This is a genomic window from Enterococcus sp. DIV0800, from assembly GCF_050559735.1.
GTDB lineage: Bacteria > Bacillota > Bacilli > Lactobacillales > Enterococcaceae > Enterococcus_A > Enterococcus_A devriesei.
In genome coordinates, this window is sequence record NZ_CP187898.1 from 1,431,343 (window position 1) to 1,444,520 (window position 13,178).

4 protein-coding genes, 14 tRNA genes and 3 rRNA genes are annotated in these 13,178 nt (G+C 45.6%); 1 reads left to right on the forward strand and 20 read right to left on the reverse strand.

Going from position 1 to position 13,178, the window contains the following annotated elements; translation table 11 throughout:
- Positions 1-87: 87 nt before the first annotated feature.
- The 3 genes from ilvD to IGI54_RS06890 form a co-directional block, all read right to left on the reverse strand.
- Positions 88-1,770, reverse strand: coding sequence for a dihydroxy-acid dehydratase (gene ilvD / locus IGI54_RS06880; protein ID WP_430620265.1), 1,683 nt, complete (start codon positions 1,768-1,770; stop codon positions 88-90).
- Between the two features lie 482 nt (positions 1,771-2,252).
- Complete coding sequence (locus tag IGI54_RS06885; protein WP_430620266.1) at positions 2,253-4,058, reverse strand: ABC transporter ATP-binding protein; 1,806 nt, start codon at positions 4,056-4,058, stop codon at positions 2,253-2,255.
- The gene (locus tag IGI54_RS06890; RefSeq protein WP_430620267.1) at positions 4,039-5,781 is read right to left on the reverse strand and encodes an ABC transporter ATP-binding protein; all 1,743 of its coding nucleotides are present in this window, start codon (positions 5,779-5,781) and stop codon (positions 4,039-4,041) included. The genes IGI54_RS06885 and IGI54_RS06890 overlap by 20 nt, the downstream gene beginning before the upstream one ends.
- 76 nt (positions 5,782-5,857) lie before the next feature.
- Between IGI54_RS06890 and IGI54_RS06895 the strand changes: the two genes are divergently transcribed.
- Positions 5,858-6,688 (forward strand): MerR family DNA-binding transcriptional regulator, encoded by an 831-nt coding sequence (locus IGI54_RS06895; protein WP_430620268.1) that lies wholly within the window; start codon positions 5,858-5,860, stop codon positions 6,686-6,688.
- Positions 6,689-6,721: 33 nt separating this feature from the next.
- Here the strand turns inward: IGI54_RS06895 and IGI54_RS06900 are convergent.
- From IGI54_RS06900 to IGI54_RS06980, 17 genes are all read right to left on the reverse strand, one after another.
- Positions 6,722-6,794, reverse strand: a tRNA-His gene (locus IGI54_RS06900).
- Positions 6,795-6,853: 59 nt separating this feature from the next.
- Positions 6,854-6,937 (reverse strand) — tRNA-Leu (locus IGI54_RS06905).
- A 27-nt stretch (positions 6,938-6,964) separates the two neighbouring features.
- Positions 6,965-7,035: transfer RNA gene (locus IGI54_RS06910), tRNA-Cys, on the reverse strand.
- Between the two features lie 65 nt (positions 7,036-7,100).
- Positions 7,101-7,172 (reverse strand) — tRNA-Gln (locus tag IGI54_RS06915).
- An 11-nt stretch (positions 7,173-7,183) separates the two neighbouring features.
- Positions 7,184-7,256, reverse strand: a tRNA-His gene (locus tag IGI54_RS06920).
- Positions 7,257-7,271: 15 nt separating this feature from the next.
- Positions 7,272-7,342 (reverse strand) — tRNA-Trp (locus IGI54_RS06925).
- Between the two features lie 8 nt (positions 7,343-7,350).
- Positions 7,351-7,431 (reverse strand) — tRNA-Tyr (locus tag IGI54_RS06930).
- Position 7,432: 1 nt separating this feature from the next.
- Positions 7,433-7,508: transfer RNA gene (locus tag IGI54_RS06935), tRNA-Phe, on the reverse strand.
- Positions 7,509-7,538: 30 nt separating this feature from the next.
- Positions 7,539-7,614 (reverse strand) — tRNA-Asp (locus IGI54_RS06940).
- A 3-nt stretch (positions 7,615-7,617) separates the two neighbouring features.
- Positions 7,618-7,690, reverse strand: a tRNA-Val gene (locus IGI54_RS06945).
- Positions 7,691-7,705: 15 nt separating this feature from the next.
- Positions 7,706-7,777: transfer RNA gene (locus IGI54_RS06950), tRNA-Glu, on the reverse strand.
- Between the two features lie 17 nt (positions 7,778-7,794).
- Positions 7,795-7,883: transfer RNA gene (locus IGI54_RS06955), tRNA-Ser, on the reverse strand.
- 47 nt (positions 7,884-7,930) lie between these two features.
- Positions 7,931-8,004: transfer RNA gene (locus tag IGI54_RS06960), tRNA-Asn, on the reverse strand.
- Between the two features lie 8 nt (positions 8,005-8,012).
- A 5S ribosomal RNA gene (gene rrf, locus IGI54_RS06965) occupies positions 8,013-8,128 on the reverse strand.
- Positions 8,129-8,200: 72 nt separating this feature from the next.
- Positions 8,201-11,113: ribosomal RNA gene (locus tag IGI54_RS06970) — 23S ribosomal RNA — on the reverse strand.
- A 176-nt stretch (positions 11,114-11,289) separates the two neighbouring features.
- Positions 11,290-11,362, reverse strand: a tRNA-Ala gene (locus IGI54_RS06975).
- A 97-nt stretch (positions 11,363-11,459) separates the two neighbouring features.
- Positions 11,460-13,018: ribosomal RNA gene (locus tag IGI54_RS06980) — 16S ribosomal RNA — on the reverse strand.
- Together the 16S, 23S and 5S rRNA genes with 14 tRNA genes alongside form the textbook arrangement of a ribosomal RNA operon.
- Positions 13,019-13,178: the final 160 nt, after the last annotated feature.

The following is a 13,178-nucleotide window of genomic DNA, read 5'->3' on the forward strand; positions in this document are numbered from 1 at the left end:
ACCCCTATTCCCCCTAACTCCTTATGTGATGTATTTTCTTTAAAAAAGATGCTTGTTGTTCCTGTGGTAGCGACTTGACTATACCGCTTATTCTTCCGGTAATTTCATGACCCCGCCCGTATGTGCTGACGTTACTAAGGCTGAGTAACGCGCCAACCAGCCTTTTTTGACTTTTGGCTGAAATTTTGTCAGTGTTTCTTGTCGCTTTGCCAATTCTTCTGGAGTTACAGCCACATTTAACGTCCGATTGGTCAAATCGATCGTTATTTCATCGTCGTCTTGAACCAAAGCAATCGGTCCGCCTGCAGCGGCTTCTGGAGAAACGTGACCCACAGCGATACCGCGAGTTGCCCCAGAAAAACGGCCATCGGTAATCAACGCCACATCTTTTCCTAAGCCTCGCCCAACGATACTAGAGGTCGGTGCCAGCATCTCCGGCATTCCCGGTCCGCCCTTTGGTCCTTCATAACGAATCACCACGACATGCCCTTTCGTGACGGCATGATTATCAATGGCTTCGACTGCCTCATCATGAGAAGCAAAACAGATGGCTTTGCCCTTAAAAACTTTGATACTTGGATCAACTCCGCCGACTTTGATAACACTGCCTTCTGGTGCGATATTGCCATAAAGAATCGAAAGACCGCCGACCGGACTATATGGCGCGCTTTTCGGATGAATCACTTCCTCGTTCATGATTTTAGCCGAGGCCACATTCTCACGTAACGTTTTACCAGTGACGGTGATTCGATCAGAATGAATCGCACCGTCGATTGAGACTAATTCATTAATAATCGCCGGTACACCACCTGCTTCATGTACATCGTGCATCGAATAACTAGAAGAAGGAGCGATTTTAGAAAGATAGGGAACTCGTTTGGCGATCTGATTGATGTCTGCTTGATCGTAATCGATTTCCGCCTCATTAGCGATGGCTAACGTATGAAGCACTGTGTTGGTTGAGCCCCCCATCGCCATGTCTAAAGCAAAAGCATCGTCAATCGCTTCTTTAGTCACAATGTCTCGCGGTTTAATTTGCTTTTTCACAAGATTCATTAAATGCTTCGCAGATTCACGGACCAGCTCCCGCCGTTCATCAGAGACCGCTAAGACGGTGCCGTTACCAGGTAAAGCCAGCCCTAAAATTTCGAGCAAGCAGTTCATTGAATTAGCGGTAAACATCCCGGCACAAGACCCACAGGTTGGACAAGCATTTTGTTCCATAAAGAGAAAATCTTCTTTCGACATTTGCCCCTCCTTAAAAGCCCCCACTGCTTCAAACATCGAGGAAAGTGTAGTTTGATGGCCACGAGGATCAATCCCCGCCTTCATCGGTCCGCCTGAACAAAAAATTGAAGGAACATTCGTTCGAACAGCTGCCATGATCATTCCCGGTGTGATTTTGTCACAATTAGGAATGTAAAAAACGCCGTCAAACCAATGAGCATTAATAACTGTCTCTGCTGCATCTGCAATTAGTTCACGGCTTGGAAGAGAATAACGCATGCCTATATGACCCATCGCGATCCCGTCATCTACGCCGATTGTATTGAATTCAAAGGGAATCCCACCAGCTTCGCGAATCGCTTCCTTCGCTACATCTGCCAACTCCCGCAAATGAACATGTCCCGGTACAATATCAATGTAAGAATTACAGACTGCAATAAAGGGCTTATCCATATCGTGGATATTTTTAACTTGACCGGTCGCATACAATAGGCTTCTGGCGGGTGCCGCCTCAATCCCTTTTTTAATTTGATCACTTCTCATAGTCACATCTCCCTGCTTGTAATAGAGGCTTTCATTGATTATCAAAAAGCCCAAATAGTATCATCAGATTTTTTGGTATTTCATAAAAAAGAGCATCCCATCAATAAATGGGATGCTCTTGCAAGAATCCCATTTCTAACGCAAACAGGACTCAAACTAACGGATTGTACGTTTCCGCGTTCTAAGTCCTGAACTCAATAATTAATAAGACGATGCCATCAAAATTATTGTATTTACTCTTGCGCATGAAAATCGACTCCTTAATTTTCTAATAATACCTTAATCATTTTTTTATACTATACAGTTGATAAGATTAAAAGTCAATGAATTTTCAGAATGTTTTCTCACTAAGCTATTTTTTGGTTTTTCACAGCAAAAAAAGGACCTGTAACAAAATTCTTGTCATAGGTCCTTTTTACGAATAAATGGTGTTCCAATAGTAGCCGCTTCGGTAATAAATCGAACACTTCTGTCATAACCTCTTAACTAGCAAATTGGCTATTATAAAGATTCGCGTAAAAGTCGCCTTTCTTCATTAAGCTACGATGACTCCCCTGTTCAATGATCGTTCCATCCTTCATTACCAGAATCAAATCTGCATTCTTAATAGTAGACAGTCGGTGGGCGATTACAAAACTTGTCCGTTCCGAAGTTAATTGATCCATTGCTTGTTGGATCATTCCCTCCGTCCGGGTATCAACACTTGACGTCGCTTCATCTAAGATCAACAATTGCGGATCAGCTAAAATCGCCCGTGCAATTGTTAATAGCTGCTGCTGGCCTTGCGAGATCTGAGTGCCATCTGACGAAATGACTGTGTCATACCCATTTGGCAAAGTTCGAATGAAATGATGACACTGAGCATCTTTGGCTGCTTGGATGATTTCTTGTCGTGTTACATCGGGTCGGCTATAAGCAATATTTTCTGCCACCGTTCCTTCAAACAACCAAGTATCTTGTAAAACCATCCCAAATTTCTGACGAATCGCCGCTCGTGAGAAATGCGTAATATTCTTGCCATCCACTTCAATTTGACCATTAGTTAATTCATAAAAACGCATCAGTAAATTGATCATGGTCGTTTTCCCAGCACCGGTGGGACCGACGATCGCTACCATTTGTTTAGGCTTCACTTTGAAATTGACATCTTCCATCAATAATCGCTCAGGCGTATACCCAAAGGCAACCCGTTTAAAACGAACTTCGCCACGTAATTTTTCCGGAACCGAAAGATTCAAACCGTCTGCTACTTCTTCTTCTTGATCTAATATTTCAAAGATGCGTTCTAAAGCCGCAAAAGCACTTTGCAGACTATTGATCACGTAAGAAACCTGTGTAATCGGTTCAGAGACTTGATTCACGTATTGGAGATAGGCTTGCACTAGACCAATCGATAATTGACCATTAATCACCATGATTCCTCCCACAACTGCGCTAGTCACAAAACCTAATTGGTTGATTAAACGAATCAAAGGATTGATGGCGAAACTGACAAACTGCGCTTTTTTGAAAGCCTGAAACTGGGCTTCATTTAATTCGTCCAATTCTGCAGCTGTTTCCTGTTGGCGATTATATGCTTTGATCAAAAGATTTCCAGAATAATTTTCCTCGGCTTTTGTTCCAACGGCCCCTAGAGCCTCTTGATTCTGAGAAAAATAATCTTGATTTTTGTGAGCAAGATAATTCGTCAACGTAAGGCTAATGATCAAAATAACGATGATTGAAAGTGTTAATAAGGGACTCAGATAGAACATCAAGCCTAGCCCAATCACAATTGATAAAACGGCCGAGATCAGTTGCATCAAACCTACTTGTAATACTTCCGATACTTTATCTAAATCCAGTGTTGCTCGTGTTAAAACGTCCCCGGTCTTGTATTGATCAAAAAATTTCATTGGTAAACGATTCAATTTATCCGTCAATAATTTTCTCAAGCGCAAAGTCAACGTTTCGGCAACACTAGCCATGGTGTATTCTTGCAAAAGTGAGAATAACGCAACCCCACCCCAAGTCAGAAATAAAAATAGAACAGGGCGAAGCAGTGCAGCAAACAAATTTTCTAAACTCACTTGCTTGTCACGAACTAGTGCAATGATCGCATCTAGACCCCAACCTAAAATTAACGGCGTGATTGCCATCAAAGTCGCAAAACAGACAGCCGATGTGATAATAATCAAAAAACGACCTTTTTGTTCAAATAATAATTTCAACAAACGAACGCCCGTTTTTTTGAATTCTTTTGGTGTTTCTGTTGCTTGTTGTTTTCCCTCAACTTGCTTGATGCTCATGCTTGTTCCCCTCCATTCCTTGAGACTTCGCAAACTCCTGATACACTTGACAAGTCTTCAGCAACTCCTCATGCGTTCCCTTACCTGCGATCCTACCCTTTTCTAGAACAATAATCTGATCCACATCCTTAATGGTCGAGAGCCGTTGAGCAACGATCACGATTGCGGCCTCCGTTAATTCTTGTTTTAAGGCTTTCCGCAGTTTTGCATCTGTTTGATAATCTAAAGCCGAAAAACTATCATCAAAGAAGTACAGATCAGCTGGTTTGATTAATGCGCGAGCAATACTTAACCGCTGTTTCTGCCCGCCCGAAAAATTATTTCCTTTTTGTGCCACAAAAGCGTCATATTGTCCATCTAAATGATTAATAAAGTCTTCGGCTTGAGCGATTCTGGCAGCTTGTTTCATTTCTTCTATTGTCGCTTGCGGATTGCCAAAAAGGAAATTATCTTTGACCGTTCCACTAAATAGAAAGGCTTTTTGTGGAACATAGCTGATCCTTGCTCTCAGCGCCTCTTGAGTAACATCTTGAATTGAGTCACCTAAGAAGCGAATCTCACCTTTTGTGGTATCCTTCAAACGCAACAGCGCTTTGGCAATTGTACTTTTACCCGAGCCTGTTCCACCGACGATCGCCGTCACACCTTTCGGAATTTCAAAAGTAATATCTGATAATACGGCCTCTTCAGCACCGCTATAGGCAAAATCAACATGATCAAAGACCGCGATTGGTGAATCTGCTCTTGGTTCAAAAGAAACCTTCTGGCCATCAACAATTTCTTCTTCTTTTGCTAACACTTCACCAACCCGTTCCAATGAAGCCAACGCTTTGGGGATCATTACGATCACCATTGCAGCCATCGTCAAAAACCATAAACTTAGAATAGTATACTCGCTAATAGCTGTTAAACTCCCAATCGGTACGTTTCCTTGAAGCACTAATACGCCACCAAAAGCTAAAACAGCGGTCATTCCAATTCCCATTACTAAATTGACAGTCGGGTTTAAGACAGCAAATAATTTATTTACCCGGATCATGACATCCGCATAGTTAGAAAATGTTTTATCCGTCCGCTCTTTTTCAAAGTTCGTTTTATTAAAAGCGCGGATCACTCGTACGCCAGTGTAAAATTCTCTCAAGATCTGCATCATTTTATCCATCCGTTGTTGCATCACGTCAGCTAAAGGAATCGCTTTTTTAATTACTAATAACGAGACCACTGAAAATAAAACGATCGATGCGATCGGAATCCAAATAAAGCGCCACGATATGACTCCTGTCAAAATAATTGAAGCAAGACAAATCAACGGTGCGGGAATAATCATTTGAAAGACCATCATCATAATTTGCTGAATATTCGTAATATCACTAGTTGTCCGAGCTAGCAAAGTCGGCGTTCCAAACTCATCCATATCGGCGATCGATAGTTGTTGGGTCTTGTCCACTAACCGTTTCCGCAAAAAATAGCCGAAACGCCCGGCTAGAATGGCAGAAAAATAGCTAGCGATAATTGAAACGATCCCCGTTAAAATAGCAATCCCAAGCATGAATGCGCCGTTGCGCCAAATCGCTCCTTGGTCCTGCGTTAAAATACCTTCATCAATAATTTCAGCTACATAGTAAGGAATCATCAACGTCCCAACAGCCTGCACAATCATTAAGATGAAGGTGATGAAGAACATCCTCTGATATTCTTTGAAAAAGATTTTGAATAATTTCATCTTTTTTCCCTCCTTCTCTTATGATAGGATAAACTGTAACGTAACGTCACAGTCAAGCAGAAAGAGAGAACTTTTTATGAAAAAATATTTGACCATTAGCGAGATGGCAAAGTACGCTGGAATCAGTCGCCGAACCCTGATTTATTACGATCAAATAGACTTATTCAAACCCGCAAAAATTGGTGATAATGGTTATCGCTATTATGGAATCGATCAATATTTCGAGTTAGATGTCATTCTTTTATTGAAAAATCTCGATGTCGCCCTGGAAGATATTCATGTATTTTTGAAGAATCGAAACGTGGATTATGTGCTAGCTGGCTTTATACGACAAAAGCAGATAGTAGATGAGCAGATTACTAAGTTGAAGACCATTCGTAATTCATTAGACAGCTACATTGAACGGTACTCGACCTTAAAGGACTTTGATTTAGAATCGATTACCTATTCTTATCGCGAAGCAGAATCTTTCGTCATCTCAGAAACGATCGAACACTTTGATGATATCGACTCCGTACAAATTTACGGACGCTTTTACTCATCTGTCGAAAGCAGCGATTTATTCAGTGGTTATCCAATTGGTTTCTTAGTTGACGGTTCCGCGTTCTATGAAGCAAATTTCCATGCCGCACCCTATCGAGCCTTGGTTAAGATTCCGGAGGACAGATTGCAGATCTACAATCAACAACAAGTCGTCCAGCGGCCGGCTGGTTATTACGTTTCTGGCTTTATGAAAGACGAGATTCATCACATTAATACGTTCAATAACCGTTTTAGAAATTATTTAAAGGAAAATGGCTTAGAGTTAAATGGTGATATTTGGGAATTACTGTGGCAAGATGAAACTACCTCTGAGCATCCCGAAGATCAAGTGTTTGAGGTATTGATTCCGGTGAAACACAAATAAAGAGACTAAACAACTGTCTAGTCTCTTCGTTAGGGCGAGAGATGGGAATCGAACCCACGCGTGTCGGAACCACAATCCGATGCGTTAACCACTTCGCCACACTCGCCATGTTGCTATTCAATTTCAAATAAAAAACTAAGATGAAATACCATCTTAGCTCTTTAATACCGGCGGCCGGGGTCGAACCGGCACGCCCGTGAGGGCACTGGATTTTGAGTCCAGCGCGTCTGCCAATTCCGCCACGCCGGCATATCAATAATATTAATTTTAGTACTAAGGCGGTAACCGGATTTGAACCGGTGATGAAGGTTTTGCAGACCTCTGCCTTACCACTTGGCTATACCGCCATTATACTATTGTTTTAATCTCAGAACAAGTTTTTCAAGAAATTTTCTTGATACTTTCTGAGAAACTGGGGTAGCTGGATTCGAACCAACGCATGAGGGAGTCAAAGTCCCTTGCCTTACCGCTTGGCTATACCCCAATAATAAAAAGGGCGAACGATGGGAATCGAACCCACGAGTGCCGGAGCCACAATCCGGTGCGTTAACCACTTCGCCACGATCGCCATATCAATAAAAAACAGGGGCAGCAGGAATTGAACCCACACTAACGGTTTTGGAGACCGCTGTTCTACCTTTAAACTATGCCCCTGAAACAAATGGAGGAGAGTGGATTCGAACCACTGAACCCTAAGGAACGGATTTACAGTCCGTCGCGTTTAGCCACTTCGCTACTCCTCCATGGTGGCGCGGGACAGAATCGAACTGCCGACACACGGAGCTTCAATCCGTTGCTCTACCAACTGAGCTACCGCGCCATATATAATAGTTTAAAGTTTTTAATCAAATGGCGGTCCCGACGGGATTTGAACCCGCGATCTCCTGCGTGACAGGCAGGCATGTTAACCCCTACACCACGGAACCGAATGGGGGTTAACGGGTTCGAACCGCTGACCCTCTGCTTGTAAGGCAGATGCTCTCCCAGCTGAGCTAAACCCCCATATATTTAATTAAATGACCCGTACGGGACTCGAACCCGTGTTACCGCCGTGAAAGGGCGGTGTCTTAACCGCTTGACCAACGGGCCAGTAAAAAATATTGTTACGGAGAGTAAGGGATTCGAACCCTTGAGACAGGAATACCCGCCTACATGATTTCCAATCATGCTCCTTCGGCCACTCGGACAACTCTCCAAGATAGGAGCACAAAGGCCCAATACTCTTTTTTCTCTTTCGAGAAACTCCGGCAGTAGGACTCGAACCTACGACATCATGATTAACAGTCATGCGCTACTACCAACTGAGCTATGCCGGAATAATACCGCGTGGCGACGTCCTAATCTCACAAGGGGCAACCCCTCACTACAATCGGCGCTAAGAAGCTTAACTTCTGTGTTCGACATGGGAACAGGTGTATCCTTCCCGCTATCGCCACCACACTATTTGTTTGAGTAAACTTCGTTCACTCAAAACTGGATCAGAAACGTTTTTAAACAACCTTGAATCAATTTTTGGTTAAGTCCTCGATCGATTAGTATCAGTCCGCTCCGTACATCACTGCACTTCCACTCCTGACCTATCTACCTGATCATCTCTCAGGGATCTTACTTTCTTAAAGAAATGGGAAATCTCATCTTGAGGTGGGCTTCACACTTAGATGCTTTCAGCGTTTATCCCTTCCCTACATAGCTACCCAGCGATGCCTCTGGCGAGACAACTGGTACACCAGCGGTAAGTCCATCCCGGTCCTCTCGTACTAAGGACAGATCCTCTCAAATTTCCAACGCCCGCGACGGATAGGGACCGAACTGTCTCACGACGTTCTGAACCCAGCTCGCGTGCCGCTTTAATGGGCGAACAGCCCAACCCTTGGGACCGACTACAGCCCCAGGATGCGACGAGCCGACATCGAGGTGCCAAACCTCCCCGTCGATGTGGACTCTTGGGGGAGATAAGCCTGTTATCCCCAGGGTAGCTTTTATCCGTTGAGCGATGGCCCTTCCATGCGGAACCACCGGATCACTAAGCCCGACTTTCGTCCCTGCTCGACTTGTAGGTCTCGCAGTCAAGCTCCCTTGTGCCTTTACACTCTGCGAATGATTTCCAACCATTCTGAGGGAACCTTTGGGCGCCTCCGTTACTCTTTAGGAGGCGACCGCCCCAGTCAAACTGCCCATCTGACACTGTCTCCCACCACGATTAGTGGTGCGGGTTAGAGTGGTCATAACACAGGGGTAGTATCCCACCAGCGCCTCTGTCGAAACTAGCGTCCCGACTTCTACGGCTCCTACCTATCCTGTACATGTGGTACAAACACTCAATATCAAACTGCAGTAAAGCTCCATGGGGTCTTTCCGTCCTGTCGCGGGTAACCTGCATCTTCACAGGTACTAAAATTTCACCGAGTCTCTCGTTGAGACAGTGCCCAAATCGTTACGCCTTTCGTGCGGGTCGGAACTTACCCGACAAGGAATTTCGCTACCTTAGGACCGTTATAGTTACGGCCGCCGTTTACTGGGGCTTCAATTCGTACCTTCGCTTACGCTAAGCACTCCTCTTAACCTTCCAGCACCGGGCAGGCGTCAGCCCCTATACGTCATCTTTCGATTTTGCAGAGACCTGTGTTTTTGATAAACAGTCGCTTGGGCCTATTCACTGCGGCTGATCGTTAGATCAGCACCCCTTCTCCCGAAGTTACGGGGTCATTTTGCCGAGTTCCTTAACGAGAGTTCTCTCGCTCACCTTAGGATTCTCTCCTCGACTACCTGTGTCGGTTTGCGGTACGGGCCATTGTTTTCTCACTAGAAGCTTTTCTCGGCAGTGTGACATCAGGAACTTCGGTACTATTATTTCCCTCCCCATCACAACTTGTCCTTAGAGAAGCAAGCATTTGACTCGCCTCAAGACTCATTGCTTGGACAGACATTTCCAATCGTCTGATTCCTTAGCCTCCTGCGTCCCTCCATTGCTCAAACAAAAACAACGGGTACAGGAATATCAACCTGTTATCCATCGCCTACGCCTTTCGGCCTCGGCTTAGGTCCCGACTAACCCTGGGCGGACGAGCCTTCCCCAGGAAACCTTAGTCATTCGGTGGACAGGATTCTCACCTGTCTTTCGCTACTCATACCGGCATTCTCACTTCTAAGCGCTCCAGCAGTCCTCACGATCTACCTTCAACGCCCTTAGAACGCTCTCCTACCAACATACCTATTGGTATGTTCCACAGCTTCGGTAAACTATTTAGCCCCGGTACATTTTCGGCGCAGGGTCACTCGACTAGTGAGCTATTACGCACTCTTTAAATGGTGGCTGCTTCTGAGCCAACATCCTAGTTGTCTGTGCAACCCCACATCCTTTTCCACTTAATAGTTATTTTGGGACCTTAGCTGGTGGTCTGGGCTGTTTCCCTTTCGACTATGGATCTTATCACTCACAGTCTGACTCCCAGAGATGAATGGATGGCATTCGGAGTTTATCTGAATTCGGTAACCCGAGATGGGCCCCTAGTCCAAACAGTGCTCTACCTCCATCATTCTTACTCTGAGGCTAGCCCTAAAGCTATTTCGGAGAGAACCAGCTATCTCCAAGTTCGTTTGGAATTTCTCCGCTACCCACACCTCATCCCCGCACTTTTCAACGTACGTGGGTTCGGTCCTCCAGTGCGTTTTACCGCACCTTCAACCTGGACATGGGTAGATCACATGGTTTCGGGTCTACGACCACTTACTCATTCGCCCTATTCAGACTCGCTTTCGCTACGGCTCCGTCTTTTCAACTTAACCTCGCAAGTAATCGTAACTCGCCGGTTCATTCTACAAAAGGCACGCTATCACCCATTAACGGGCTCTAACTTGTTGTAGGCACACGGTTTCAGGATCTATTTCACTCCCCTTCCGGGGTGCTTTTCACCTTTCCCTCACGGTACTGGTTCACTATCGGTCACTAGGGAGTATTTAGCCTTGGGAGATGGTCCTCCCGGATTCCGACGGAATTCCTCGTGTTCCGCCGTACTCAGGATCCTCCTAGGTGCCAGTCAAATTTTGTCTACGGGGCTTTTACCCTTTCTAGCAGACCTTTCCAGGTCCTTCGACTATTTCACTGGACTACCATATCGGAGTCCTACAACCCCAAGAGGCAAGCCTCTTGGTTTGGGCTTTTCCCGTTTCGCTCGCCGCTACTCAGGGAATCGAATTTTCTTTCTCTTCCTGCAGGTACTTAGATGTTTCAGTTCTCTGCGTCTACCTCTAATCAGCTATGTATTCACTGAAAAGTAACATCCTATAAAAGATGCTGGGTTCCCCCATTCGGAAATCTCCGGATCAAAGCTTACTTACAGCTCCCCGAAGCATATCGGTGTTAGTCCCGTCCTTCATCGGCTCCTAGTGCCAAGGCATCCACCGTGCGCCCTTATTCACTTAACCTTATCTTGACTTTCGTCAAGGGTCTTACTAATTCCCATGAGCGATCATGTTCCTTAGTAATAAATAAGCAATTGAACTTATTAAAAAACTCATTCAACGCGGTGTTCTCGGTTTGTTTAAAAAAATGTGTTTCTGTATCCAGTTTTCAATGAACGAATGATGACCAACGTCATCAATGGAGCCTAGCGGGATCGAACCGCTGACCTCCTGCGTGCAAAGCAGGCGCTCTCCCAGCTGAGCTAAGGCCCCGGGTATTAAATTGAGAGTAAACCTCTCAAAACTGAACGAATAAAAGCAATCCTGTGTAGTTTCCGTAACGTTCATCTTAGATGAACTATTTCCTTAGAAAGGAGGTGATCCAGCCGCACCTTCCGATACGGCTACCTTGTTACGACTTCACCCCAATCATCTATCCCACCTTAGGCGGCTGGCTCCAAAAGGTTACCTCACCGACTTCGGGTGTTACAAACTCTCGTGGTGTGACGGGCGGTGTGTACAAGGCCCGGGAACGTATTCACCGCGGCGTGCTGATCCGCGATTACTAGCGATTCCGGCTTCATGTAGGCGAGTTGCAGCCTACAATCCGAACTGAGAGAAGCTTTAAGAGATTAGCTTAGCCTCGCGACTTCGCGACTCGTTGTACTTCCCATTGTAGCACGTGTGTAGCCCAGGTCATAAGGGGCATGATGATTTGACGTCATCCCCACCTTCCTCCGGTTTGTCACCGGCAGTCTCGCTAGAGTGCCCAACTAAATGATGGCAACTAACAATAAGGGTTGCGCTCGTTGCGGGACTTAACCCAACATCTCACGACACGAGCTGACGACAACCATGCACCACCTGTCACTTTGCCCCCGAAGGGGAAGCTCTATCTCTAGAGTGGTCAAAGGATGTCAAGACCTGGTAAGGTTCTTCGCGTTGCTTCGAATTAAACCACATGCTCCACCGCTTGTGCGGGCCCCCGTCAATTCCTTTGAGTTTCAACCTTGCGGTCGTACTCCCCAGGCGGAGTGCTTAATGCGTTAGCTGCAGCACTGAAGGGCGGAAACCCTCCAACACTTAGCACTCATCGTTTACGGCGTGGACTACCAGGGTATCTAATCCTGTTTGCTCCCCACGCTTTCGAGCCTCAGCGTCAGTTACAGACCAGAGAGCCGCCTTCGCCACTGGTGTTCCTCCATATATCTACGCATTTCACCGCTACACATGGAATTCCACTCTCCTCTTCTGCACTCAAGTTTCCCAGTTTCCAATGACCCTCCCCGGTTGAGCCGGGGGCTTTCACATCAGACTTAAGAAACCGCCTGCGCTCGCTTTACGCCCAATAAATCCGGACAACGCTTGCCACCTACGTATTACCGCGGCTGCTGGCACGTAGTTAGCCGTGGCTTTCTGGTTAGATACCGTCAAGGGATGAACTTTTTACTCTCATCCTTGTTCTTCTCTAACAACAGAGTTTTACGATCCGAAAACCTTCTTCACTCACGCGGCGTTGCTCGGTCAGACTTTCGTCCATTGCCGAAGATTCCCTACTGCTGCCTCCCGTAGGAGTTTGGGCCGTGTCTCAGTCCCAATGTGGCCGATCACCCTCTCAGGTCGGCTATGCATCGTTGCCTTGGTGAGCCGTTACCTCACCAACTAGCTAATGCACCGCGGGTCCATCCATCAGTGACGCAAAAGCGCCTTTCAAAGTAAAACCATGCGGTTTTACTTGTTATACGGTATTAGCACCTGTTTCCAAGTGTTATCCCCTTCTGATGGGCAGGTTACCCACGTGTTACTCACCCGTTCGCCACTCTTTTTCTTTCGGTGGAGCAAGCTCCGGTGAAAGAAAAAGCGTTCGACTTGCATGTATTAGGCACGCCGCCAGCGTTCGTCCTGAGCCAGGATCAAACTCTCATAAAAAGTGTTTGAAACAATCTTGCGATTGTTAAGCTCAATTGTAATAATTGACTTGCTAGCATATTGCTTGCTATGTTGTTTGCTTCTATAAAAGAAGCGCCCTACACATTTGGTTTGTTTTATTCGTTCAGTTTTCAAAGGTCTACGTTGTTTGTCGCTTTGT

Coding starts and splice junctions, on each gene's coding strand:
- IGI54_RS06895 (WP_430620268.1), top strand. CDS start 5,858: ATGAAAAAATATTTGACCATTAGCGAGATGGCAAAGTACGCTGGAATC.
- IGI54_RS06890 (WP_430620267.1), bottom strand. CDS start 5,781: ATGAAATTATTCAAAATCTTTTTCAAAGAATATCAGAGGATGTTCTTC.
- IGI54_RS06885 (WP_430620266.1), bottom strand. CDS start 4,058: ATGAGCATCAAGCAAGTTGAGGGAAAACAACAAGCAACAGAAACACCA.
- ilvD (WP_430620265.1), bottom strand. CDS start 1,770: ATGAGAAGTGATCAAATTAAAAAAGGGATTGAGGCGGCACCCGCCAGA.